The 25,245-nt window shown below is 57.9% G+C and carries 24 protein-coding genes; 10 read left to right on the forward strand and 14 right to left on the reverse strand.

The window, feature by feature from the left end:
• The first annotated feature begins 14 nt into the window (after positions 1-14).
• From DWV57_RS10230 to DWV57_RS10240, 3 genes are all read left to right on the forward strand, one after another.
• Positions 15-1,487 carry a class I adenylate-forming enzyme family protein gene (locus DWV57_RS10230; protein ID WP_120020715.1) on the forward strand — a complete coding sequence of 491 codons (1,473 nt, stop codon included), beginning with the start codon at positions 15-17 and terminating at the stop codon, positions 1,485-1,487.
• 187 nt (positions 1,488-1,674) lie between these two features.
• Positions 1,675-1,917, forward strand: a complete 243-nt coding sequence (locus tag DWV57_RS10235; RefSeq protein WP_044953961.1) for an acyl carrier protein — start codon at positions 1,675-1,677, stop codon at positions 1,915-1,917.
• Between the two features lie 6 nt (positions 1,918-1,923).
• Complete coding sequence (locus tag DWV57_RS10240; protein ID WP_120020716.1) at positions 1,924-3,135, forward strand: hypothetical protein; 1,212 nt, start codon at positions 1,924-1,926, stop codon at positions 3,133-3,135.
• A 54-nt stretch (positions 3,136-3,189) separates the two neighbouring features.
• Here the strand turns inward: DWV57_RS10240 and DWV57_RS10245 are convergent, their stop codons facing one another.
• On the reverse strand, positions 3,190-4,152 hold the full coding sequence (locus tag DWV57_RS10245; protein ID WP_120020717.1) for a biotin--[acetyl-CoA-carboxylase] ligase: 963 nt from the start codon (positions 4,150-4,152) through the stop codon (positions 3,190-3,192).
• Between the two features lie 161 nt (positions 4,153-4,313).
• On the opposite strand from DWV57_RS10245, the gene DWV57_RS10250 reads away from it, so the two are divergent.
• Genes DWV57_RS10250 through DWV57_RS10265 form a run of 4 tightly spaced genes read left to right on the forward strand, consistent with a single transcriptional unit; the run spans position 4,314 to position 6,936 of the window.
• On the forward strand, positions 4,314-4,853 hold the full coding sequence (locus DWV57_RS10250) for an RNA polymerase sigma factor (RefSeq protein ID WP_223388239.1): 540 nt from the start codon (positions 4,314-4,316) through the stop codon (positions 4,851-4,853).
• Positions 4,840-5,406, forward strand: a complete 567-nt coding sequence (locus DWV57_RS10255) for a hypothetical protein (RefSeq protein WP_120020718.1) — start codon at positions 4,840-4,842, stop codon at positions 5,404-5,406. The genes DWV57_RS10250 and DWV57_RS10255 overlap by 14 nt, the downstream gene beginning before the upstream one ends.
• An 11-nt stretch (positions 5,407-5,417) precedes the next feature.
• On the forward strand, positions 5,418-6,107 hold the full coding sequence (locus DWV57_RS10260; protein ID WP_120020719.1) for a hypothetical protein: 690 nt from the start codon (positions 5,418-5,420) through the stop codon (positions 6,105-6,107).
• Positions 6,088-6,936 carry a DUF1109 domain-containing protein gene (locus tag DWV57_RS10265; protein ID WP_120020720.1) on the forward strand — a complete coding sequence of 283 codons (849 nt, stop codon included), beginning with the start codon at positions 6,088-6,090 and terminating at the stop codon, positions 6,934-6,936. The genes DWV57_RS10260 and DWV57_RS10265 overlap by 20 nt, the downstream gene beginning before the upstream one ends.
• Positions 6,937-7,298: 362 nt before the next feature.
• On the opposite strand, the gene DWV57_RS10270 is transcribed toward DWV57_RS10265, so the two are convergent.
• A complete protein-coding gene (locus DWV57_RS10270) occupies positions 7,299-8,168 on the reverse strand; it encodes a phosphoribosylaminoimidazolesuccinocarboxamide synthase (RefSeq protein WP_120020721.1) in 870 nt (289 codons plus the stop codon).
• Between the two features lie 288 nt (positions 8,169-8,456).
• Between DWV57_RS10270 and DWV57_RS10275 the strand changes: the two genes are divergently transcribed.
• Entirely contained in the window at positions 8,457-9,896 is a 1,440-nt protein-coding gene (locus tag DWV57_RS10275) for a 6-phospho-beta-glucosidase (protein WP_120020722.1), read from the forward strand.
• A gap of 41 nt (positions 9,897-9,937) precedes the next feature.
• Positions 9,938-10,912, forward strand: a complete 975-nt coding sequence (locus DWV57_RS10280) for a glycerophosphodiester phosphodiesterase family protein (RefSeq protein ID WP_005943990.1) — start codon at positions 9,938-9,940, stop codon at positions 10,910-10,912.
• A 108-nt stretch (positions 10,913-11,020) separates the two neighbouring features.
• Here the strand turns inward: DWV57_RS10280 and DWV57_RS10285 are convergent, their stop codons facing one another.
• The 10 genes from DWV57_RS10285 to DWV57_RS10330 all read right to left on the reverse strand — a co-directional run bounded on the left by DWV57_RS10285 (position 11,021) and on the right by DWV57_RS10330 (position 23,492).
• Positions 11,021-11,983, reverse strand: a complete 963-nt coding sequence (locus tag DWV57_RS10285) for an AEC family transporter (RefSeq protein ID WP_347562394.1) — start codon at positions 11,981-11,983, stop codon at positions 11,021-11,023.
• A 3-nt stretch (positions 11,984-11,986) separates the two neighbouring features.
• Entirely contained in the window at positions 11,987-13,525 is a 1,539-nt protein-coding gene (locus DWV57_RS10290; protein WP_120020723.1) for an AAA family ATPase, read from the reverse strand.
• An 11-nt stretch (positions 13,526-13,536) separates the two neighbouring features.
• Positions 13,537-14,967 (reverse strand): VWA-like domain-containing protein, encoded by a 1,431-nt coding sequence (locus DWV57_RS10295; protein ID WP_347562395.1) that lies wholly within the window; start codon positions 14,965-14,967, stop codon positions 13,537-13,539.
• A 14-nt stretch (positions 14,968-14,981) separates the two neighbouring features.
• Complete coding sequence (locus tag DWV57_RS10300; RefSeq protein ID WP_120020724.1) at positions 14,982-16,085, reverse strand: leucine-rich repeat protein; 1,104 nt, start codon at positions 16,083-16,085, stop codon at positions 14,982-14,984.
• Between the two features lie 143 nt (positions 16,086-16,228).
• Positions 16,229-18,148, reverse strand: a complete 1,920-nt coding sequence (locus tag DWV57_RS10305) for an ABC transporter ATP-binding protein (protein ID WP_120020725.1) — start codon at positions 18,146-18,148, stop codon at positions 16,229-16,231.
• Entirely contained in the window at positions 18,148-19,899 is a 1,752-nt protein-coding gene (locus DWV57_RS10310; protein WP_120020726.1) for an ABC transporter ATP-binding protein, read from the reverse strand. Before DWV57_RS10310 ends, DWV57_RS10305 begins: the two co-directional genes overlap by 1 nt.
• Positions 19,900-20,029: 130 nt before the next feature.
• Positions 20,030-20,515: a MarR family transcriptional regulator gene (locus tag DWV57_RS10315; protein WP_243089089.1), complete on the reverse strand. Its 486-nt coding sequence runs from the start codon at positions 20,513-20,515 to the stop codon at positions 20,030-20,032.
• Between the two features lie 407 nt (positions 20,516-20,922).
• Positions 20,923-21,513 (reverse strand): VTT domain-containing protein, encoded by a 591-nt coding sequence (locus DWV57_RS10320; RefSeq protein ID WP_242959224.1) that lies wholly within the window; start codon positions 21,511-21,513, stop codon positions 20,923-20,925.
• Positions 21,514-21,668: 155 nt separating this feature from the next.
• Positions 21,669-22,658 carry a 3'-5' exonuclease gene (locus tag DWV57_RS10325; protein ID WP_120020727.1) on the reverse strand — a complete coding sequence of 330 codons (990 nt, stop codon included), beginning with the start codon at positions 22,656-22,658 and terminating at the stop codon, positions 21,669-21,671.
• 18 nt (positions 22,659-22,676) lie between these two features.
• Positions 22,677-23,492, reverse strand: a complete 816-nt coding sequence (locus DWV57_RS10330; protein ID WP_120020728.1) for a Cof-type HAD-IIB family hydrolase — start codon at positions 23,490-23,492, stop codon at positions 22,677-22,679.
• A 114-nt stretch (positions 23,493-23,606) separates the two neighbouring features.
• Between DWV57_RS10330 and DWV57_RS14820 the strand changes: the two genes are divergently transcribed.
• Positions 23,607-23,972 carry a hypothetical protein gene (locus DWV57_RS14820; RefSeq protein ID WP_243112345.1) on the forward strand — a complete coding sequence of 122 codons (366 nt, stop codon included), beginning with the start codon at positions 23,607-23,609 and terminating at the stop codon, positions 23,970-23,972.
• A gap of 50 nt (positions 23,973-24,022) precedes the next feature.
• On the opposite strand, the gene mscL is transcribed toward DWV57_RS14820, so the two are convergent.
• Both mscL and DWV57_RS10345 read right to left on the reverse strand, forming a co-directional pair.
• On the reverse strand, positions 24,023-24,475 hold the full coding sequence (mscL, locus tag DWV57_RS10340) for a large conductance mechanosensitive channel protein MscL (protein WP_120020729.1): 453 nt from the start codon (positions 24,473-24,475) through the stop codon (positions 24,023-24,025).
• Between the two features lie 159 nt (positions 24,476-24,634).
• Positions 24,635-25,126 carry a cytochrome C gene (locus DWV57_RS10345; RefSeq protein WP_120020730.1) on the reverse strand — a complete coding sequence of 164 codons (492 nt, stop codon included), beginning with the start codon at positions 25,124-25,126 and terminating at the stop codon, positions 24,635-24,637.
• Positions 25,127-25,245: the final 119 nt, after the last annotated feature.

Consider the following 25,245-nt stretch of genomic DNA (forward strand, 5'->3'; position numbering starts at 1 on the left):
GAGGAAACAGAACAATGCGTAAGATCAGAGTGCTGGATAATGTCTACGACCTTATCACCATCAACATGGAAGACCGCTTCAAGGATAATGTGGCCTTCCGCTTCTACGACACCGCAAACGATGCCGTGACCACCATCCTCTATAAGGATTATGTGCAGGATATCCGCAAGGCGGTGAATTACTTCCAGTCCACCATCCCGGAGATCAAGGGCAAAAAGATCTGCCTGCTCACCAAGAACAGCTACGAGTATGCCGTGAACACCTTTGGCGTGGTGGCGGCCGGTGCGGTGCTGGTACTGCTGAACCAGCGCAAGAGCTGGGACGAGCTGAGCTACGAGCTGGGCCTTGTGGAGCCGGACGCCATCCTGACCGACGGCGACGACTACGGCTTCAACGACCAGCTCAAGGCTGCCTACGGCGATATCCTCCGCCCCATGGATGGCTTCCGAAGCTATGAGCCTGCGCAGCTGACCCGCTGCATCGACCACGAAGCCCTGATGATCCTGATGTTCACCTCCGGCACTACGGGCCGCAGCAAGGGCGTGATGCTGAGCGAGAAGAATTTCTTCTCGGTGATGCGTGCCCACACCCAGATCGGTGAGCACATGATGGCGTATAAGCACGAACCGGACCTCGTCATGAGCCAGTACACCGTGCTGCCCATGTTCCATCTGGGCGCTTTCATCTGCCTGTTCTCCTGGGCCCACGCAGGCTGGGCGCTGAATGTCAGCAGCGACATCCGCAACTTCTATAAAGAGGTAAAGCGGATGCCCAGTCAGGCCATGGCGGTGGTGCCGGTCATCATGAACTCGCTCCACCACGATGTGATGCGCGGCCGCAAGGACCGTCTGGGTGAGCTGTGGGTGCCTATCTGCTCCTCTGCCATGTTCGACCCGCAGGTGATGCTGGATATGGCGGAACACGGCATGTTCGTGGTGCAGACCTACGGCAGCACCGAGACCTGCGGCGACGGCATCATCAACTACGCACAGGACGCAAAGCACATTGGCGCTGTGGGTCAGGGCAACGATTATCTGGACTACAAGATCGCCGAGGACGGCGAGCTGTGCATGCGCGGCGACAGCATCATGCTGGGCTACTACAAGGACCCGGAGGCCACCGCCGAGGTCATTGACGCGGACGGCTGGTTCCATACTGGCGATCTGGCCCGCAAGGACGAGGACGGCTACTATTTCCTGATCGGCCGCAAGAAGAACCTCATCATTCTGGACAGCGGCGAGAACATCAGCCCCGAAGAGCTGGAAGGCATCGTGGGCAAGTGCGAAGCCGTGAAGGAATGTGTTGTAAAAGAGATGGGCAAGAAGATCGGCGTGGTGGTCTATTGCGACGAGGACAAACAGCAGCAGGTGCGGGACTTTATCACCGAGGCAAACCGCACCCTACCGCTGTACAAGCGTATGAGCGCAGTGGAGTTCAGCACCGAGCCGCTGCCGCGCAACGGTGCAGGCAAGCTGCTGCGCCAGTGATACGGATGCGATCGAATGCCCGGATGCATAAATGGGCCGGCAGACCGGCAGACTGAAAACAGGAGTTCCGACAAAAAACAAAGCTTTGTTGCCGGAACCCTTGCGCACAGGAGAGAATCAGGGTATTATTATGGAAAGGCACAGGAGATTGTGCCTATTATCCGTCACGGAAAGGAAGAATATTTCTATGGAACGAGCAGAGATCATTTCCCAGATCCTGGCCATCCTGGAGGATGTTGCCGAGGTCTCTCCCGAAGATGTGAATGAGAACAGCGTCCTGATGGACGATCTGGATCTGTCCTCAATGGAGATCCTGACCATTGTGGCAGACCTCGAGGAGACCTTCGGCCTGCGCATCCCTGAAAAGGAGCTGCGCAACTTTGTGACCATAGGGGATCTGGTGGATTATCTGGCGGCAAACGCGGGGTAACAGTTCATGAATGAGTCGCAGCGCTCGACGGAGTACATCTTTCAGGGAACGATGTATTTCTTCCGTCGGGAGAAGATCCTGTGCCGGTACCAGTTTGCGCTGCAGGACGCGGTGGAACCCGCTCTTTTGCAGCGCGCACTGGAGGCGGCGCTTTCAGCCGCACCGTACTATCGGGTACAGCTGGTGCAGGAAAAGCGGAGCTTTTTTCTGGAGCCGAACCCGAACCCCTGTCTTGTGTATCAGGGCAGTGCCCAGCGCGATATCCCGGAGGAAACGAACGGCTATCTTTTCAGCGTGAGCTGTGAGGGGGACACCGTCTATTTTGACTGGTATCATTTCCTCATGGACGGCCACGGGGTGTCGCCCTTCCTCACCCGCATTCTGGAACAGTATTGCAACCTGCGCTATGGCACGGCGTTTGCAAACACGCCCATCGTGTGCAGCCCGGCCTATGACATCGAGGCCATGATGGAAAAATATCCACCCCTCACAGCCACCGAGAGCACGATGCAGAGGGATGTGGTGCAGACATGGGAGGGCAGGATGCGCCGCACCCGGGTGCGGCTGACCAAGCAGAGCCTTGTGGACCGGGCAGTGGAGAACGGCGTCAAGCCCTTTACAGCGCTGGCCGGTCTGCTGAGCCTTGCGCTGCGCAGCTATCTGGGCAAAGACGAGATCCAGTATTCCTACTCGACAGATACCCGCAGGGAAGCGGGCGTGCCGGATGCCCTTTACAACTGCGTGTGCTCCTTCCAGAGCGGCGTGAAGCTGCACGATGACACCCGCCTTGCGGACATCGTGCCGGAAATGGATGCCGAGGTGCTCCGCACCCTGCAGCCGGAGGCAAAGCTGCGCCAGATGACCCAGCAAATGAGCTGGGTGTACAAGGTAGACCAGCAGAAAGCGCCCCTGCGCATCAAGCAGAGGGTGTTCCAGATGGGTGAGTACATCAGCGGTGTCCCGGCGGATTTCTGGCTCAGCTATCTGGGCAATCCGCTGCTGCCGGCCACGCAGGAGCTTCAGAAGTACACCAAAGACTTCAATGTCTGGGTCCCACCGGATGGCGGCTCCATGGGTGTGGAAGCCTCCAGCCTGAACGGCATTATCACCCTGTGCATCGAGAACAAGGCCGAAATGCCAGGCCTTGCCGGGATGATCCGCACCGCCTTTGAAAAAGAGGACATCACGGTGCTGGAAGCCGTGGATCTGGATACATAAGTGCAGAACATAAAAAGCACTCTTTCCGGGCGGGAAAGGGTGCTTTTTTGCGTCTTATTCGGTCCGTGCAGGCCGTGTGGTCACCTCGCCGCAGCGCAGAGCCTCCTCCCGGCCATTCTCCCGCTGGATGACCAGCCGCCCTTCCTCGTCGATGGCAAGGGCCTTTGCGGCGTAGGTCTCGGTCTCGGCACACACCGTCACCCAGTGGCCGGGCACAAAGCACCGGGCGCGGTACTCATCCAGACAGTCAAACGCCGGGCAGAGGGCCAGCAGCTCCCGGGCAATGGCCCCGGCCAGTGCGGCCCGGCTCACCGGGGCAGGCCCGCCGGGGTACAGGCTCCCGGCTCTGCGGGCCAGCTCCTCCGGCCAGTCGGCAGCGGTGGAGGTAAGGTTCAGCCCGATGCCCACCACCAGCCATTCCAGCTGTCCGCTCTCGAGGTCGGTCCCCGCTTCGGTCAGGATGCCGCAGACCTTTCTGCCCTGATAGTACAGGTCGTTGACCCACTTGATGGCAAGCTCCAGCCCGCAGAGCTTTTTCACGGCACGGCAGACCGCCACCGCGGCGCTGATGGTAGCGGTCTGGGCATTGGCGGCGGGCATTTCCGGGCGCAGCAGCACAGAGCAGTAAACGCCCTTGCCTGCCGGGCTTTCAAATCTCCGGCCCAGCCTGCCGCGTCCGGCGCTCTGGTGGGCGGTGAGCACCAGCGTGCCATGGGGTGCACCATCCAGCGCCAGCAGCTTTGCCGTGCGGTTGGAGCTTTCCAGCGTGTCATATAAATAGATGGGTGCAGGGTAGTCCCCGATGGCTTCGGTGCAGAACGGGTCGCCGCCTGCCAGCCGGTAGCCCCGGCGGGGCGCAGCTTCCAGCGCGTACCCTTGGGCCGTGAGGGCCGCAGCGGCCTTGTGCACGGCAGCGCGGCTCACGCCGAGGGTCTCGGCCAGCTGCTGGCCGGAAACGTAGCTGCCCCCGGCAGCGGAAAGTGCCTGCAAAAGTGCCTGACGGGTACTGACAGCCATGGCCGAATGCCTCCTTTTGTGCTATACTACTTCTATTGTATCATAAAAATAAAAGTTTTTGCAGGATTTTGAACGGCTGTTTCGTATGAATGTGCAGAAGGGCAGCGCAGGGGCTGCACTTCGTCGGACCGGGACGAAACCGAAAGGAGGTGGACAGGCCGTTGACGACCTTGGAATTCAGCGCGATGGTGCAGAAATACCAGTCGCTCGTGTATACGGTCTGCCACCAGCTGGTGCCGGATGCCGGCGATGCGCAGGACCTGACGCAGGAGACCTTTCTGGCGGCATGGCGGGCCATTGACCGCTGCCCGTCCGGGTTTGAAAAACAGTGGCTGGCACGCATCGCTGCCAACAAGGCAAAGGACTATCTGCGCAGCGCATGGGTGCGCAGGGTGAACATTCCCGGCGACGATGTGCTGGCGCTGGAAGGTGCGCCGCCCGGCACCCAGCCGGAACAGCAGGTGCTGGATGCTCTGGGCGAGGAAGAGCTCACCGCCATGATCCTGGACCTGCGGGAGCCCTATAGAACGCCTTGCCGTCTGGTGCTGCTGGAACAGCACACCATGGCCGAGGCGGCACAGCTGTGCGGCCGCCCGCCCAAGACGGTGGAAGCACAGATCTACCGGGCAAAAAAGATGCTGGCACAGCAGATACTACAGCGTGAAAACGATGGAAAGGAGTGCGTACATGGAACTGTTTGACAAAAACGGCTGCCTGACCGACGAAGGCCTACAGGCCCTGCAGGCAGGCGGGCTGGATGAGCTGGGCCGGCTGGAAACCGCCGAGCATTTATCCTACTGCGATAAATGCATGGACCGCTACACCGCTCTGCTGACGGCAGATGCGCTGGAAACGCCGCCCCACTCCGCGCACAAGGCGGTGATGACCGCCATCTGGGTGCGGCTGATGCAGAACACATGGGGCCGTGCCGCAGTGGCCGGTGCGGCGGCGGTGCTGGCCTTTACCATGTGGCGCTCCGGCACCATAGACCAGCTGCTGAATTTCCGGCAGGAGCTGCACACATGGACACCGGAGACCAGCCAGAGCCAGACCGAAGAAGCCTTGCAGCTGGGCAAGCCGATGGAAGATGACCGCCCGTCCGCCCAGCCGGAAATACTGGGAAAGCCAATGGACGACGACGAGCCGAAGCAGCAGGCTTCGCTGGCAAAAGCACTCAATGACCTGCTGTTCGGAGCCGGCGGCCCTGCAGCAGAAAAACACAAAAATTCGCCACTTGCAGATCAAACAAAATAAGGAGATCGATTATGATGAAAAACGGAATCCTGACCTTCCTCTTCGCCTTTTGCCCGGGCGCAGGCCAGATGTATCAGGGCTACATGAAGCGCGGCCTTTCGCTCATTACGATGTTCTGCGTGGCCTTTGGTGCGAGCACTCTGCTGGAAGTTTTGTATGTAGCCATGCCCATTGTGTGGATGTACAGCTTCTTTGACACCTTCAATCTCCGGGCGCAGATCGGCGCAGGCACCGCCCCGCAGGACGATTATCTGGTGCACATCAACTGGCACGACCAGCGCATGGAACAGTTCATGCTGGACAGCCACAAGCTGCTGGGCTGGGGCCTGATCGCGCTGGGCGCGCTGGTGGCCTACCAGAACATCCTTATGAACACGCTGGGGGATATCGTGTGGCGCTGGGGCCAGAGCAGCCCTTTCTTCCGCGCACTTTACCTGATGATGGATCAGCTGCCGGAGATCGTTGTGTGCGTGGCCCTGATCATCTGCGGTGCATGGCTGGTGCGCGGCCCCAAGGGCAGAAAGCAGAAGCCGCAGAACGATGCCGAAGATGAAGATTTTACCGAGTATGCTGCACAGGATGCGCAGGCAGAGCCGGAAGCAAGGGGCTTTGCCATGCCCAAGCTCTCGGCTCTGCTGGGCAAGCCCGTGACCCCGGACGATGAGACGGAGGATGCCGACGATGGACGAGACGAGAAATGATGCGCCGCTGACCGGTGAAGCACCGCAGCCTGCAAAACCGCAGCCGCTGCGCCGGGTGGGCAGCTTTACGCTGGGCGTATGCCTGATCGCAGCGGGCATATTCTTTCTGCTTGCCTATTTTGTGCCGGGCGTTGACTGGAAGCTGATGCTCAAGATCGCCCCAGCGGCAGGGCTGATCCTGCTGGGCGGCGAGGTGCTGTTCTTTGCCGCCCGCCCGGGCCGCTGGAAATACGATTTCTGGTCGGTGCTGATCTGCCTTGTGCTCATGGGCGGGTGCTTCTGTCTGTCGCTGCTGCCGGTCGTGTGGGATGAACTCGGCCCGGAGCGGAATCAGGCAAGCATGAAGCTGGGGCAGGAATATACGACAGAAGCCTATGACAAGATTAAACAAACAGCCCCGGATATCCGTGTGAAGAATATCAGCGGAAACGCCTACCTGTACAGCAGTGAGGCGAAAACGCTGCGGGATGTGAATGCCGGAAACGGCTATCTGAGCCTGACTGTGGAGCTGTTTGGCGGCTATGACAGCGTACAGGCCTTTGCGCAGGACTGCCGCAGCGTGACCGATGCCGTGCAGCAATGCAGCGCACAGCCGAATGAGCTGCGCATTACATGGTCGCCGGACAACGACCCGGAAGAGAGCCTTGGCACGGGAACACTGCAGCAGGTGGAGCAGTACACGCTGGAGCTGGTGGGCATTGCGCAGCTGGACTGGACGGCTGACCAGATGGCAAAGCAGACCGAGGTGCAGTACCTGCTGGACGAAGAAAACGAAGAAACGGCAGAGTCCGAAGCTTTTTCCGAGGAAAGCGCGGAGCTGAGTGAGTGAAACAAAAAATGCTTCCGTGCGGTGCACGGAAGCATTTTTTTGTTGAAATCAGCCGAAAACTATGTTATGCTATCTCTGCTGCTGAAAGGCGGCGGGGCACTGCAAACAACGGCAGGCGGTTCGGCCCTCACTTCCGAAAGGAGGTGAGTACATGCCAATTACTTTGACATTCCACTTGTTTGGATTGACATTCACCATTCGCGTGAAAAAGTAAGAACCGCCACCCGGCACGGTGACGGTTCTCAAAAACTGTAAACCTTGAACTGGGGCCAACCGCTTGTCGCAGTGCCCTTTCTATAGACATTATAGCGAATCCCGGCAGAGCTGTCAAGCATCTGCCGGGATTCGTTTTATCGTAAAATTTACAGCTTTTTGCCGGTGAGCAGCTCGTAAGCCTCCAGATACTTGGCAATGGTCTTGTCGATCACGTCCTGCGGCAGATCGTAGTTGCTGTCGGGGTTGGCCTTGAGCCAGTCTCGCACGAACTGCTTATCAAAAGAGGGCTGGCTGTGGCCCGGCTCGTAGCCCTCCAGCGGCCAGAAGCGGGAGGAATCCGGGGTGAGCATTTCGTCACCCAGCACCACGTTGCCGTTCTTATCCAGACCAAACTCAAACTTGGTGTCGGCAATGATGATGCCGCGGGAGAGTGCATACTCAGCACACTTCTTATATAGGGCAATGGTGTAGTCGCGCAGCTTGGTGGCGTACTCCTCGCCGTGGCCGGGGAACTGCTTTTCCAGCACCTCAATGCTCTTTTCGTAGGAGATGTTCTCGTCGTGGTCGCCGATCTCGGCCTTGGTGGAGGGAGTGTAGATAGGCTCGGGCAGCTTGTCGGACTCCTTCAGGCCCTCGGGCAGCTGGATGCCGCACACCTTGCCGGTCTTCTGGTAGCTGGCCCAGCCGCTGCCGGTAATGTAGCCGCGCACGATGCACTCAATGGGCAGCATGGTCAGCTTACGGCACATCATGCTGTTGCCGTCAAACTGCGGCTGCTGGAAAAATTCAGGCATATCCTTCACGTCTACGCTCAGCATGTGGTTGGGCAGCAGATCGCGGGTGTAATCGAACCAGAATTTGCTCATCTGGGTCAGAACGGTGCCCTTTTTGGTGACCTTGTTTTTCAGGATGACATCAAACGCGGAAATGCGGTCGGTAGCAACCATGATGAGGCTGTCACCGTTATCATAGATCTCACGAACCTTGCCTTCTTTAATGGGCTTGAACTCAGTCATAATCAAACACTCCATTTTCCAATGCCGAAAAAGCGGCGGTGTATCTTACCTGATTATTGTACCATGTCTGCGGACAGTTTGAAAGAAACAGAATGAAAGGAAAATCAGGCCGTTTTTGCATTTTTCTCGTGAAAAATGTACGAAAAATAGAATCAAAATTCGGCGATTTGACGATAAAAGTCGTACTTTCACAACAATGAAGCACCTTTTTGTAAAATGTAGGCATGGACATTCCGGCGATTGTGCGGTATCTTATAATCAACAAATTAAAATAGGGAGGGTTTCCTTATGGGCAGTTTTCCAAAAGATTTTCTGTGGGGCGGTGCCACCGCTGCCAACCAGTGCGAGGGCGCATGGCAGGCAGGCGGCAAGGGCCTTGCCACCGTGGATGTGACCCCGTTTGGCCCGGACCGCTTCCCGGTGGCGCTGGGTCGGCTGGAAATGCTGGAGTGCGACGACAAGCACTATTATCCCAGCCATGAAGCCATTGACCTGTATCACCATTATAAAGAGGACATCGCCCTCTTTGCCGAGATGGGTTTCAAGTGCTTCCGGCTGTCCATCGCATGGACCCGCATCCTGCCGAACGGCGACGATGCCCAGCCCAATGAAGAAGGCTTGAAGTTCTATGAGGATGTGTTTGATGAGTGCCACAAATACGGCATTGAACCGCTTGTGACCATCTGCCACTTCGATACCCCCATTGCCCTCATAAAAAAGTATGGCGGCTGGAAAGACCGCCGCATGGTGGATGCCTATGTGCACTACTGTGAAGTGCTGTTTGACCGCTACAAGGGGAAGGTGAAATACTGGCTCACCTTCAACGAGATCAACATGCTGCTGCATCTGCCCTTTACCGGCGCGGGGCTGGTGTTCTATCCGGGCGAGAATGTGCAGCAGGTGGAGTATCAGGCGGCACATCATGAGCTGGTGGCCAGCGCAAAGGCGGTCAAGCTGGCCCATGAAAAGATGCCCGGTGCCATGGTGGGCTGTATGCTGGCGGCAGGCCAGTATTACCCGCGCACCTGTGCACCGGAGGATATCCGTGCCGCGCAGGAAGCGGACCGCGACAACTACTTCTTTACCGATGTGCAGGCCCGGGGAGCCTACCCGGTGTGGGCAAAAAAGCGGATGGAGAAGGCCGGCATCACCCTACACACCGAGCCGGGCGATGAGCAGGTTCTGAAAGAAGGCACCGTGGATTTTGTCTCCTTCAGCTACTATTCCAGCCGCTGCATCACCACGGATCAGGAGATCCTGGCAGAAGAAAAGGCCGACGGCAATGCGGTGCTGGATGCCGTGAAGAACCCGTACCTCAAGGCCAGCGAGTGGGGCTGGGCCATCGACCCGGTGGGCCTGCGCGTGACCCTGAACACCATCTACGACCGGTACGAAAAGCCCATGTTCATTGTGGAGAACGGCCTTGGCGCGGTGGATACCGTGGAAGCGGACGGCTCCATCCACGACAGCTACCGCATCGATTATCTGCGCGCCCACATCGAGCAGATGGAAAAGGCCGTCAACGAGGACGGCCTGCCGCTGATGGGCTATACCACATGGGGCCCTATCGACCTTGTGAGCGCATCCACCGGTGAGATGAAAAAGCGCTACGGCTTTATCTATGTGGATAAGGACAACGACGGCAACGGCACACTGGCCCGCAGCCGCAAGGACAGCTTCTATTGGTACAAAAAGGTCATTGCTTCAAACGGCACCGACCTTGCCTGAAATTTGCGAAAAAATAAATTTGTGAGAAAGAATTGGAATTTATGACACCTGAGATCATTGCACACCGCGGCGCGTCCTATCTTGCGCCGGAAAATACCCTTTCTGCGTTCCGCAAGGCGATGGAGATCGGCGCGGACGGCGTGGAAATGGACGTACAGCAGACCAGCGATAAAAAGCTGGTGATCCACCACGATTTTGTCATTGACTGGCACACCGATATGCGTGGCCAGATCTACGACATGACCGAGGGCGAGCTGAAGGCGCTGGACTTTGGCAGCTGGAAGGATGTGAACTATCGGAACGAGAGGATCGCTACCCTGCAGGAGGCACTGGCTCTGTGCAGGGAAATGGAAGGTACCATCGTTCAGCTGGAAATGAAGGCCACCATCGATGACGACCCGGATTTTGTCCCCCGCGTGATCGAGGAGGTGCGTGCAGCAAACATTACCGACCGGCTGGTGGTGATCTCGTTCAACCACGACCTGCTGCGGCAGGCAAAGCAGCTGATGCCGGAGCTGAAGGTGGGCGTGCTGGTCTACGGTGCGTTGGAGACCATGGCGCTGCCCACTAGCACATGGGAAATGCTTGGCCTGCAGAACGGGCTGGAAGAGGATGATTTTCCACAGCTGCCGCCGCTGTCGGTGGAAAATGTGGATGACGAAAACTGCAGCTGGGCCCTGCGCTGGATGGGCAATCAGATCAGTATGCTGCAGGCGAACTTTCCGGGCAAGAGTCTGGTAGAGGTAGCCCAGCGCCTGCTGGAACAGCGGGACCCGGTAAAGTATGTGCAGACGCTGGACTTCAAGCCGGACTGGGTGAGCTGCGAATATCACACCGCTTACCAGCAGCCCAGCATGGTGCAGAAGCTGCATGATCTGGGCATCAAGGCGGCATACTGGACGGTGGACGGGGAACAGGCCGTGAAAGACCTTTGGCCTCTGCAGCCGGATGCCATCGTCACAAACCGCCCGGACCGCGTGCGGGAATGGATCTCTGAACTGGAAATGACAGAATAAAAGGCAGAAGCTGCATCCCTTCGGTGCGGCCTGATCCCCCAAGCAACATCTGAAAAGCAAACAGCGGACAGCCTGCAGGCCGTCCGCTGTTGTGCTATGCAAAAGATGCTATAAAATATATCCGAGGCTCCGCAGCACGAACAGCCAGAAGGTCAGGCTGAATGCGCTGAACAGGGTGGTGGTAACGCACACGCTGCCGGTAAGCACACCTTCGTGGCCCATCTGCTTTGCCATAACGTAGCACGCCGGGGTGGTGATGCTGCCCAGCATCACCAGCAGGGCCACCAGCTTTTCGTCGGTAAAGCCAAAGCGCACAGCCAGCGGCAGGAACAGCGCAGGCAGCACCATCAGCTTGACCACAGTAGCCACAGCGGTAGGCTTGAGGTATCCCAGAGCTTTTTTGCCCTTGAAGCCTGCACCAATGGCAAGCAAGGCCAGAGGGCTGGTCAGACCGGCCACATTGGAAAGGGCCTTATCCAGCATGGCAGGCATGGAAATGTGCAGCATGCTCCACGCAAAGCCCGCTGCAATGCCCAGAAGGATGGGGTTCGTCAGGATGCCTTTCACACTCTTTTTGAGCTTTTCAGCCATATTGCCGGTCTGAGCCTGCGCAATGGGCGCTTCCAGCATCAAAATGACCACTGCCATGATGTTATACAGCGGCACACTGCCAAGGATCATCAGGCTGGACATGCTGGCATCGCCGTAGATGCTCTGCAGAAAAGCCGAGCCGAGGATGGCAGCCGACGAGCGGTAACACACCTGAACGAACTCGCCCACAAGGCCGGTGCCCTTTAAAAACAGCTTTGCCAGCGCCCAGATCACAAGGATGCACGCCAGTGTGACCGCAAAGCAGAACAGCACATACCGGCCATCGAAGGTGGCGCGGACATCGTTTTTGCCAAGGTCGCGGAACAGCTGCACCGGCAGTGCCACATAAAACACGAACTTGTTGGCCCCGGCCACGAACGCATCGCTCAGAAAACCGGTGCGGTGCAGCACATAGCCCAGCAGCATGATAAAGAACAGCGGCATGGTGCTGTTCATGCTGAACAGAATATTTTCCAGCAAGGCTCACACCCCGCCATGACGGCGCTGTTCCGCTGAAAGCTCCTGCTGCAGAGCAGCTTTGCGGTGGTCCAGCAGCAGGTCTTTGTTGTACTGGAAGTAGCGTTCGCAGCCGTTCTCGGTGAGGAAGGCGTGGGACACCGGGTCCACCGTCAGCTCGGTGACAAACACCACCATCTCCTGGCTTTCGGCAAAGGCCTGTTCCATAAAGTCGAAAGCGGCTTCCAGCGCGGCGCTGGCGGTCTGCTGGGCCTTTTCGCGCTCATCGGCAAGGGACTGGAACTGCCTGCGCAGCAGGTCGAAGGCTTCCTGTGTACCGGCGGCGTTGGCACGGCGCAGTTCGCCCTCCCACTGGCGCAGTACGGCCAAGACCTGCAGACGGGTGGTCAGAGCATCTTTGCTCAGCAGCCCGGCGGCACGCTTTTGCTGTGTTTCGGTGTCGTAATCCATGATCTGCTGGTGGAACATTTCTGCCGAGCCGTCCGGGATATCCTCCGGAACGGTGGCAAGGGCTTTTTTGGTCTCCCGCAGAAAGGCATAGCAGCTGTCGGCCACTGCATCTGCCTGACGGGAGGCCGTGAACCGGGTGCCGAGGCCTGCAAGGATCAGGCTGACCAGCGAAAGCCGCTCGTCGAAGGGGGCCTGCAGCAGCCGTGCGAACACGGCGGGCTTTGCCTGTCCGGCCAAGATCTCCTCTACGCCGTAGTCGTCGCGGTACTTATAGTAAAGGTCGAGGTAGGCGGAGAAGTCCTCTGCGATCTTCGGGTGCTGGATGTACTCGCGGATCAGGTCTTCATCGGCCTGCAGACCCAGTGTTTCGTAGGTGTCCAGCAGATTGGAAAGATCCTCCCAGCCGCGGGCGGTCACGAACTGGGTGCCGTCCACATCGGCGTTGATCTGGTAGAAGTTCTGCGGGTGCAGCTCCAGATAGCTCAAAATGGCGCTGTGGATGTGGGCAGCGCGGGCATAGTCCTTCCACACGGGCAGGTCCGGCTCAATGTCCATGCGGCGCACGCGGTCCAGCGTAACGATATCAAAGTCGCGCACAGATTTGTTATATTCCGGTGGGTTGCCTGCCGCCACGATCACCCAGCCCGCAGGCACGGCCTGATTGCCAAAGGTCTTGCATTGCAAAAATTGCAGCATGGTGGGGGCCAGCGTTTCCGACACACAGTTGATCTCGTCGATGAACAGAATGCCCTCGGAGAGGCCGGTGGCCTCCATCTTGGCGTAGATGCTGGCAATAATCTCGCTCATGGTGTATTCAGTCACGGAGACATCTTTGCCGCCATAATTGCGCTGGCGGATGAAGGGCAGGCCCACGGCGCTCTGGCGGGTGTGGTGGGTGATGGTGTAAGCCACCAGTGCCACCCCGCATTCCCGGGCTACCTGCTCCATCACCTGCGTCTTGCCAATGCCCGGAGGCCCCATGAGCAGAATGGGACGCTGCCGGATGGCCGGGATGGCGTATTCGCCCAGAGCATCCTTGGCAAGGTAGGCTTTTACGGTGTGTTCAATTTCTTCTTTGGCTCGTTTGATATTCATAACAAATTCCCTCACGAATTGTTCAGGTCACGGTACAGGTCGTCCTCTTCGGCCAGCGCATCTGCAAGAGCATTAGCCGGGCGGGCTGCTGCGCCGGTAAATTCTTCTTCGTCCAGAACCACCTTCATGGCCCACGGCGGCACATTGGCATCATCGAACCGGTCGCCTAGAAACAGAAAAGCGGTGTCGTAGGCCGGGCGCTTGGCGGGGTAGGTGCCCATGCCGTCGGTGAAGTACAAAAGGCCCCGCAGGTTCGAGAACTTCTTCTCGGCGCAAAGCTGGTTCACGTATTCAAAGGCCGGGCGGAAGTCCGTTCCGCCGCCGCCCCGCAGCTCAAAGTGGTTCATGGCGTGGATCAGCTCGTCCTCATTGTGGATCAGGATATCCTGCCGGATGGCGTTATCAGCCTGGATCAGGTGCAGGTTCATCCGGTGAAAAAAGTTCTCCTGTCCTTTCAGCAGAGTGTAGGTCTCCGCAAGGAACGCCCGCACCAGTTCACCGGAGGTGGAGTAGCTGGTGTCGATGACAAGGGCCAGCTCCTCGATCTTTTTGCTCTCCCGGCTTTCCAGAGGCTCGATGAGGGGTAGGTTTCCGTACACCGAAAGGCCGTAGGTGTAGAAGTTCAGGTCGAACTCGTCCGGGTCCAGCTTTACTTCCTCCCGCAGCACGCAGAACCGGCGCAGAAAATCCCGGTAGCTGCGGCGGCTGCGGTTGGCGGCTTTTACCTGCTGCTTCAGGGCATCGGCACCGTCCCCGGCTTCCTTATCCCGCAGGTCCAGCTCTGTCTGCATCCGCTCCCCGATCTTCTGCCACGTTTTCTGGGGCAGCGGCGTGGGCATCTGCTGGGGCTGGTCAGGCGCATCCTTCGGCCACAGACGGTGGTCGTCGGTCACGAACTCCCGCTCCAGCTGGCGCAGCACACCGGGGGTCTGCCGGGTGAGCCACCGATACACCGGCGCGGCTGCCACCACGGTTTCCTCGGCGGTGATCTGCTGGTAGGCGTTCTGGCGCACATAGGTCAGCGGGCGCTTGACGCTGGTGCGGTTCAGGCTGTCGATAACGTTTTCCACTGCGATATCACAGGCAAGGCTCCACAGCTGCGGCTCCCGGCGGCCTTTCAGCCACAAATGCCGGAATACGCAGTGGAATATGGTGTGCAGATACAACCGGTTGAGATATTTTGGATTGTCCTGATAGAGCCGCAGCAGGTGGCTGGGCTGATAAAACAGGACCTGACCGTCCGTAGCCAGCACCCGGCAGCGCTCGTCCGGGGCGGGGGACAAGGCACTGAGCGCCATATCCAGAAAGCGGAAGTCCAGATACAGCCCGCTGCGCACCACCGCCAGCACCTCACCGCCCATGCGTGCCTGCCACTCCTCGTGGGTCTCCGGCCGCTGGGACTGGAACGGCTTGCGCGGGTCAAAAAATTTTTCTTTTGGCAACGTGTGGTCACCTCTCAAAAATCAAAATCGTACCGCTGCTTTTTGGGCTGAGGAGCATACTTTTTGTGCTCCGCATCCGCCAGCAGAGCGGCGGCAGCGGCGTTCCCGGCCTTGGCGGCAAGGGCTGAAGCTTCGGCAAAGCCGGCTTTGTCCAGCACATCCAGCGCAATGAGTGCACGCACGGCATCGTTGTCCTGCGCCTTCAGCAGGCGGGCCAGCACCCGGTCGGTGTTGGCTGCCAGAAATGCCCGGTAGTGCCCGGCGGCGGCTTCGGTCAGCTGCCACGGATACCGCAGCCGGTCAAAGCAGAGCATTGCCATCACATTGGCATCGTCGGCATCGTGGCCCTGCGGGAAGATCGCGTCGTATTCTGCGGGGAGGAATTTGTTCTCTAAAAAACACTGCCGGTAATGGTATCCTTGGCCGGAAAAGGTGTGCAGAAGAATGTGGGCGGGGGTCTCCTCGATATCCTCCCAGTAGGCGGGATACCAAAGCGCCGCCAGCGGGGCTGCTGTACCGGCAGGGCAAAACTCAGCCCGCACCGCTTCGGTGATGTTGTTCACGAGGGCAAACAGGCCGGTAGGTTCTTCAGGGCCTGCCTGCACCCGGATGGTCTCCAGCGCGAAGCAGTTCAAAAACACATCGCTGCCCATGGTCAGGCTGCCCGTGCCCACGGTGAGCAGACGAAGCTTGCGGCAGTTGTAGAATGCGCAGCTGCCGACGACCTGTAAGCTGTCCGGCAGGGTCAGCTCTTCGAGAAAGTTCCCACACACCGGGTGCAGGTCGTCTGCATCCGAACCGGCAGCGGGCGCGTCAAAGTCGAAGTCGTACCGGCGGCAGGTGCCGCCTACCGTCTGCCCAAAGGCCCGAGTCAGCCGCGCCGTGCCGTCCGGGGCCGCCTCGTAGCGGCAGGTCTTGTCTGCCGCAGGCAGGCTGCGTGGCTTTTCGGAAAAGCAGTAGTCGCCCAGTTCGGTAACAGCAAAGCTGCCGCCCTCCGGTGCTGGCAGTGTGCCGGGCAGCGCGATACACGGCTCTGTGCCGTACACCCGCACCAGCCGGGCTGTGTCTGCCGAAAGCGGCAGGATATCCAATGTAAGGGCGTTTTCCGGATATGCCATGTTCTGACCTCGTTTTCCTGCAATTCATTCAAGGTTCAGTATACCGCGAACAGGGGGTGATTGTCCAGAGCGGAGAAGAGAAAAGGAGCCGCCGCACGGCGATGTGCCGGTGCGGCGGCTCTTTTGAGAAGGTAGAAAAACGCTTAGTTTTCGGCCAGATTGCCGGTGTACAGCTGGTAATACTTGCCTTTTTTAGCGATCAGCTCGTCGTGGCTGCCGCGCTCGATGATGCGGCCCTGCTCCAGCACCACGATGCAGTCTGCATTGCGGACGGTGGACAGGCGGTGCGCAATGACAAAGCTGGTGCGGCCGTACATCAGGCCGTCCATGCCGCGTTGCACCAGCGCTTCGGTGCGGGTATCGATGGAGGAGGTGGCCTCGTCCAGGATCAGCACCGGGGGATCTGCCACGGCGGCGCGGGCAATGGCCAGCAGCTGGCGCTGGCCCTGCGAGAGGTTGGCACCATCGCCGGTGAGCATGGTGTTGTAGCCTTCCGGCAGGCGTTTGATGAAGCCATCCGCGTTGGCAAGGCGGGCAGCGGCAATGCACTCTTCATCGGTGGCATCCAGTCGGCCGTAGCGGATGTTTTCCATCACCGTGCCGGTGAACAGATGGGTGTCCTGCAGCACGATGCCCAGAGAACGGCGCAGATCGGCCTTTTTGATCTTGTGGATGTTGATGCCGTCGTAGCGGATCTTGCCGTCCTGAATGTCGTAGAACCGGTTGATGAGGTTGGTGATGGTGGTCTTACCGGCACCGGTAGAACCGACAAAGGCGATCTTCTGGCCCGGACGGCCATACAGGTTGATATCGTGCAGGACGGTTTTTTCCGGCACATAGCCAAAGTCTACATCGGTAAAGGTGATGCTGCCTTCCAGCTTGTGGTAGGTGGTAGTGCCGTCGTGGTGCGGGTGCTTCCATGCCCAGATGCCGGTGCGCTCGGTGGCTTCCACAAGGTTATCGTCGCGGTCATACTTGGCGTTGACCAGCGTGACATAGCCCTCGTCGGTCTCGCTGGGTTCGTCCATCATCTTGAAGATACGCTCGGCACCGGCCAGAGCCATGATGATGCTGTTGGCCTGCATGGACACCTGACTGATGGGCATGTTGAAGCTCTTATTCAACGAGAGAAATGCCACAACGGTGCCCAAGGTCATGCTGCCTACACCGCCTACAGCCATGGCTGCACCCACCAGAGCGCAGATGGCGTAGCTGATATTGCCCAGCTGAGCGTTGACGGGCATCATGATGTTGGCGAAGCTGTTGGCCTGCTTGGCGCTTTCCTTCAGCTGGTCGTTCAGCTCGCGGAAGCCGGCCAGAGCCTTCTGTTCGTGGGTGAACACCTTGACGACCTTCTGGCCCTCCATCATCTCTTCGATATAGCCGTTCACCTTGCCAAGGTCGCGCTGCTGCTGGATGAAGTATTTGCCGGACTGCTGGGTGATCTTTTTGGAGCAGAACATCATCAGCGCCACCATCAGCATGGTAACGATCGTCAGCTGCCAGCTGAGCATGCACATGCTGAAGAACACCGAAACAATGGTAATGGCGCTGGACACCAGCTGCGGGATGCTCTGGCTGAGCATCTGGCGCAGGGTATCCACGTCGTTGGTGTACACGGACATGATGTCGCCATGGGGATGCTGGTCAAAATACCTGATGGGCAGGCTCTCCATATGGGTGAACAGCTGGGTGCGCAGGTTGCGCAGGGTGCCCTGCGTCACATTGACCATGATGCGGGCGTTGAGCCATGCGGCCAGAATGCCGATAACGTAGATGATGCCTACCCGCAGCAGAGCTGCTGCCAGCGGGGCAAAATCGGGGTCCTGCTGCTGGGTCATGGGCACGATGTAATCGTCCATCAAAGTCTGCAGAAACAGGCTTGCCTGAACGTTTGCCAGCGCGCTGACCACGATGCAGACAAGTACAAGGATGCAGTGGGGCAGATAGTGCTGGAACACTTCGCCCATGATGCGCCCCAGCAGCTTGCCCGGATTTTCCACTTTGGGCCGGGGGCCGCCCATGCGGGGGCCGGGGCCGCGAACTTCTTTTGCCTGAGCCATTACTGTTCACCTCCCTGTTTGTCAAAGTCGCCGCCGCCCTGGGTCTGGCTGTTGTAAACTTCCTGATAGATGGCGTTGGTCTTGAGCAGCTCTTCGTGGGTGCCCAGACCATCGATTTTACCGTTATCCAGCACAAGGATGCGGTCGGCATCCTGCACCGAGGAAATGCGCTGTGCAATGATGATCTTGGTGGTGCCGGGAATTTCTTCGCGGAACGCCTTGCGGATCTTGGCATCGGTAGCGGTATCCACGGCGCTGGTGGAGTCGTCCAAAATCAGAACCTTGGGCTTGCGCAGCAGGGCGCGGGCGATGGTCAGGCGCTGCTTCTGGCCGCCGGACACGTTGGAGCCGCCCTGCTCGATCCATGTATTGTATTTGTCCGGGAAGCGCTCGATGAACTCATCGGCGCAGGCAAGCTTTGCCACACGGATGCACTCTTCCTCGCTGGCATTCTCGTCGCCCCAGCGCAGGTTATCGAGAATGGTGCCGCTGAACAGCACGTTCTTCTGCAGCACCATGGACACCTCGCGGCGCAACACGTCGAGGTTGTAGTCGCGCACATCCACACCGCCCACCTTCACGGTGCCGGTCTCGGCATCATACAGGCGGGGGATCAGCTGCACAAGGCTGGATTTTGCGCTGCCAGTGCCGCCGATGATACCTAAGGTCTCGCCGGGCTTGATGCGGAAGGTGATATCATTCAGCACCGGCTGGCCGCTGCCGTGCTTATACTTGAAGGTGACATGCTCGAACTCGATGCCGCCGTCCTTCACCTGCTGCACCGGCTGCTTTGCGGGGGGCAGGTCGGTGGTCTCGTCCAGCACTTCCACAATACGCTTTGCGGAAGCGGCAGACATGGAGATCATGACAAAGGCCATGCTCAGCATCATCAGGGCCATGAGGATGTTCATGATGTAGCCGAACAGAGCGTTCAGCTGGCCGGTGGTGATGGCACCATGCAGAACGTACTTGGCACCCAGCCAGCTCAGGGCGATGTTGCAGCCGTAAACGGCGGTGAGCATGGCAGGGTTATTGAAGCTCAGGCGGCTCTCGGCGTTCACAAACTGGTCGTACAGGCTCTGGCAGGCTTTGGTGTACTTCTCGTTCTCAAAGCCCTCGCGCACGAAGCTCTTCACTACGCGGATGGCGGAGACATTTTCCTGCACGGAAGCGTTCAGGGCATCGTAGTTTTTGAACACCCGGTCAAAGATGTGGAAGGTGGGCACCATGATGCCTGCCAGCACCGCCACCAGAAAGACCACAGCCACCACGAAGATCAGTGACAGCGGGCCGCCGATCATCACGGCCATGAACAGGGCGAACACCAGATGCACCGGGGCGCGCACGCACATGCGCTCGATCATCTGGAATGCGTTCTGTACGTTGGTCACATCGGTGGTCATACGGGTGACAAGGCCCGCAGTGGAGAACTTATCAATGTTGGAAAAAGAATAATGCTGGATGTTCTCATACATGGCATCGCGCAGGTTGCCGGCAAAGCCGGTGGATGCCTCGGCGGCGTATTTGCCGGCCAGAACGCCCAGCGCCAGCGCGACCACAGCCACCAGAAAGGTGAGCAGGCCGTACTTGAGGATGGCGTTCATATCGCCCTTTTCAATGCCCTGATCGATGATAAAGGCCATGATGGTGGGCAAAAGCACATCCATCACGGCTTCCAGAGCGGCAAAGAGCGGTGTCAGGACTGCGGCGCGTTTATACTCGCCCAGATGCGACACTAACTTTTTGATCATCTGAGTTCCCTCCTGTTACTTTTTATTTGTTTGGTACAGAACAATTTTATACAAAACATTTTAATTGTCAAGACGTTTCAAAAAATGTTCATAATTACTAATTTAACAACCCAAAATTTAGCAAACTGCATCACTGCAGAGCTTCCCGCAGCTTGTTTAAAAGCCGCAGCAGCTCGGTATTTTCCTCCGTTGTCAGCAGCCCGGCCACATAGTCGTCGGTCTGGTGGAAGCAGAGCATCGTCTTTTCGTGGAAGCAGATGCCCTCTTCGGTGAGCACCAGCTGCTTGAGCCGGGCATCCTGCGGCACGCTGCGCCGCTCAATATAGCCCTTGCGCTCCATCAATTGCAGGATGTTGGTCACGGTAGAGCGGGTGATGGAAAACTCTCGCTCAATGTCCCGCTGGAACACGGGGGTGTCCCGGTGGCGGTAGAGATACCCAATGATCCACCCGTGCATGGGGGTGGCCTGCTCCACGTCATTTTCGCGGGCAAACTGGTTGATCTTGCGGAAGATCAGGTTGTCCACCCGGCGGATCTGCGCCGGGATGACCTGTGGGCCTTCCCAAGGGGGATCGGCGTGATTGCAGCACTCGTTTTTGGTTTCGTCACACATCATGGTTTTGTCCTTCATGGTTGTTTTGGCATTGAACAGTTTCAAATAAAACTGTTTGATAGCATACATATTATACAGCAGTCAAAGTGAATGTCAAGGGGAAGGGAACGATTTTAAATGCCCTCCGCTTTGCTCTGGGCATAAAATAATTTTTATATTGCAAACCAGCCAAGCCTGCGGGCTTGGCTGGTTTGCTTTTTTACGGAAGGGGCTGTAGTTGCAAGCGGCATATTTTCCGGTTGCGCGGTCATTTCCGAAGGAAATAAGCGCAACAGATGGAGTTTGCCTTTTGGGCCATTACTGTGAAAATGCAACAGCAGACAGCCCGCAGGCTGTCTGCTGTTGCCCTATTATAAAAATATTTTTCCGCTAAATATGCCCAGAGCGAATGTGGAGGGCATTCTGAATTATTATTCCAGATTGTGTTTTTTACAGAACTGTTTGCTCACCCAGTACATCCCGCCCCACAGCAGAACGGCCAGCACCAGATACACCGGGTTCTTCATGGAACTGACCAGCGACTGCCCAAACACTGCCATCATGGCGATCATCACGCCCTTGCCCAGCAGCATGGTAATGAGATAGCGCTTTTCGTCAAAGTCCGAGATGCCAAAGGCCAGATGCATAAAGGAGCTTGGCGCGAAGGGCAGCAGCGTGAGCATGAACAGCGACGAAGTGTCAAAGCGGTTCACCCACTGCTGAGCCTTTTCCAGCTTGGGCGAGCGGGAGGCAAACTTCCAGAAGAAGCACTTGACCACCCGCCGCCACAGCAGGAACATGATGCTGCCGCCCAGCGCCACACCGGCCCAGCTGTACAGGAAACCCAGAATGCCGCCGTGAGCCGCTACATTCAGCGCCACAATGGCAATGAGCGGCAGCGGCGGAAAAAACGACTCCACCATGGCCAGCGTGATGGGGGCAATGGGGCCAAGGTTGCCAAAACTGTCCAGCAGAGTTTCCCAGAACTCCAGCGTTCCCAGCTGGCGCAGCCAAAAGTTCATTGTGCACATCCATCCCTTCCGCCTGCGCTTTCCCATCCGCAGGTTCCTCTATCCGTAGTATATCCATATTGTATGACACAAGCATGAACACAAAGCGACATTTTTTTGCCCTGTGCACAGCCTCCTTGAGATACTACGAAGCTGCCGGTGCTGTTTTACTCCGCAGCCTGCTTTTCTGCGCGGGCCTTCATGCGTTCCAATTGGGCGGTGCGCTGCTTTTCCCACCGGGCAAGAGAAGCATCGTCCGGGATCTGCAGGCAGCGGGCATAGCTCCAGTGCAGGCCGTCGCGGCGGGCCAGCTTGTAGCGCTGGAACACACCCTTGCCTGCGGCATTGCTGCTGCCGGCGCAGTGGGGGCACTGGCTCAGGGTGTACCAGCTGTTGCTGCCCTTTTTCAACCATACATCATCGGGCTTGAGCGGTGCGCCGCACTCCGGGCAGCTCATGGTGTAAATTTTGGGGTCGGTGCGCCAGGTGTACTGCTCTACATAGCCGCGGAATACCTCAAAATCCCGGTAGTCGCCGGGGGTGGGGCACAGGCTGGCCCGCAGGGATTCCTCCTCAGTGGGGTAGGCCGCAAGACCGGCCCGCAGGTCCAGCATCCGGCAGACATCGGCGGTGTACAGTGTGTCGGAAAGGGCATCGTGGAACTGCCGCTCCATGGGCAGCCCTAAGCGGGTGACGACGCTTTCCAGCGTCATGCCCTCGCCCTCTTTGCGGGGATGCTCCCGCAGGAACACCTGCTGCAGGTCGTACCAGACGGTGGGCTTTGATTCGTCGATGTTGCACAGGTACAGGTTCTGCTTGAGCACCGGTACGTCATCCATGCCCCACTCGGCAAATTCGGCATCCGGGCCGCACCACTGCATAAAGCGGCGCAGGCCCTGCACGATGGGCTCACCCTTGTCCAGATCGGCCTGCGTCAGGCCGGTGACTTTAGCAATGTGATGCTGCAGCTTACGGAAGATGCGGGGCCGCAGATGGATGGAAAAGGTGTCCAGCACGTTGGCATCCTCGTCGATCTTCACGGCACCGATCTCCACGATCTCGCCCCGGAAGGTCTGCTGCACGCCATGGTAATTAAAGGTATACGGCTGGTAGCCGATATTCCATTCCAGATCAAATAAAACCAGATTGCGTGGCATTGTTTTGTGTTCCTCTCGTTACTTTAAAATAAACTTCTCCACAGCCTCGGCCACACCGTCGTGGTCGTTGTCGGCGGCAGTCACATAGTCGGCCACGGTCTTTACCGGCGCTTCAGCGTTCTGCATGGCCACGCCCACACCAGCGTACTCGATCATGGAGCGGTCGTTCAGGCCGTCGCCGCAGGCCATCAGGTTTTCGCGGCCAAGGCCCATGTGCTCCAAAAGGGCGGCAAGGCTGCCGTCCTTGGCAACGCCCAGCGGCACGGCTTCAATAAAGAACGGGCTGGAGGGGTACAGGTCGATGCGACCGTCAAACTGCTTTTTGCCGGCGGCCCACACCTCGTCCCGGCGGGCGGGGTCCAGCGTGATGAGCATTTTGCAGATGGGGTAATCCACATACTTGGCAAGATCGTCCACGCCGGTCATGGGCAGTTTGCAGGTAAAGCACTCGCGCAGTGCCCACTTGTCGTCCGGGTGCTCGGTGACAACGCCCTCTTTATTATAGGTGATAATGGTCACGTTCTGTGCGGCGGCAAAGGCGCACAGCTCGGGTACGTACTGGGCATCCAGCTGTTTCTGGTACAAAGTCTCGCCGGTGCGGCAGTCGATGATCTTGCCGCCGTTGTAGGAAAGGATGCAGCCGCCCTTTTTATCCAGCCCCAGTTCCTTTGCCAGCGGCAGCACGCCCGCGGTGGGACGGCCGGATGCCAGCACGATGGTGACACCCTTTGCAATTGCGGCATCCAGTGCGGCGCGGGTGCGGGGTGTAACTTCCTTCTGGCTGTTGGTCAGGGTGCCATCCAGATCCAGTGCCAGAACTTTGATCTCTGCCATATAAAATCCTCTCAATTTATATAAAGGTAAAAAAGCACTTACTCTCTTATTGTACAATGAAATGCCATCATCTTTCAACCCTTGCAGAGACGTTTGTGGAAAAAGTGGTGGCACTTGAGCAGGATTTTACATCCCTTTCCGGCTTTTTACGTTGGCGCGGATGCCGCAGCCGACGAGGAGAACTGCATGCTGGGCCTGTTCCAGAAACCCAAGTACATCTTCCTGTTCATCGGCGACGGCATGGGCACTGCCCAGATCCAGTCTGCCCGCTTCTACAAGGGCACCGTGGACAACAACGGCGCTGTGACCGAGGCCGACTTCCACATTTTCCCGGATAAAGTAAAACCTCCCCGCTCTGGAACCGCAGCGACTGCGGCCGGGCAGGGAGGTTTTGCGTTGATTATGCTGTTTGCCTTTGCGGCTCCGCGGGTGAAAAAACAAATCGGGAAAGTCCGCAGACTTTCCCGATTTGTAATTTAGAAAATGATTCCGCTGAATATGGCCAGAGCAAAGCGGAGGCCATTCAAAATTTAATTGTTGATCTCCGGGAAGCCCTCCAGCTTGCTGGTGCAGTGGGGGCAGCGCACTGCCTTGATAGAGATCTCGCTCTGGCAGTAGGGGCACACCTTGGTGGTGGGCTCTGCGGGAGCTTCCGGCTCAGCAGGCTTCTTGTGCAGGGCGTTGATGGTCTTGATGACCACGAACAGCACAAAGGCCACGATCAGGAAGTTGATGATGGCGGTGATGAATGCACCAATGCCGATCATCACATCACCCACATGGATGCCCACTTCCGAGAAATCTGCGTTGAAGAACAGGCCGATGGCAGGGTTGATGATGTCGTTCACCAGTGAGTTGACGATGGCCGTGAACGCACCGCCGATCACAACACCGACTGCCATATCCAGCACGTTGCCGCGCATGGCGAAGGCCTTGAATTCTTCAAAAAACTTTTTGATGCCCTTGATCTCTTTTTCTGCCATAAGAAAATCCACTCCTTTATGCCGCAAGGGAACGTATTTGCGTCTATGATAGCGGATTTTTGGCGTGATTGCAAGGGAAAATGACAGCCTCAGCCCTCTTTAAAAAACAAAACGGGAAAGTCCTGCAGACTTTCCCGTTTTGCAAGGATGAAACAGTTTTTACTTTTCCGGTGCAGTAAAAGCGATGGGGGTAGCGCCTGCAGCGGCATCCACACTCAGCAGGGAGATGGGAGCGACCTCATAGTGCAGGGTCTCAAAGCTCTGGGTCTGGCCGTCCTCGGTGGTGAACTCCAGAATGTAGGTCACGTCGGACTGCTTGTCAGCCTCCACATCGCGGGTGATGACGATGTTCTCACCGTCAGCCAGACCGTTCTCGCCGGCCAGATTGTCGCCCTTCTCGTCGCTGCCTGCATCGTACAGGTACAGCTCGGTGACGGTAGAACCGGTGGTGTTGTACACAGTGTACTCAGCGGTGGTGGGCTCAGTAGCTTCACTGGAAGCAGCCTCAGAGCTTGCAGCCTCGGAAGAAGCGGCAGCAGAAGAAGCCGCAGAAGAGGAAGCGGCGGTGGAGGATGCGGAAGAACCGCAGGCGGTCATGCCAACAGCCAGTGCTGCAGCGGCAGCAACGATCGCAATGTTCTTGAGTTTCATGTGAAATATACTCCTTTGAAATTTCTTCGTATTCAGATCAACCAACAGGGTGTGATGGATGATGAAGACGATTATACGGGAATTTCGACAAAAAATCAAGACGTATATGTGCATTTTGA

It is taken from the genome of Faecalibacterium sp. AF10-46, assembly GCF_003604105.1.
GTDB lineage: Bacteria > Bacillota > Clostridia > Oscillospirales > Ruminococcaceae > Faecalibacterium > Faecalibacterium taiwanense.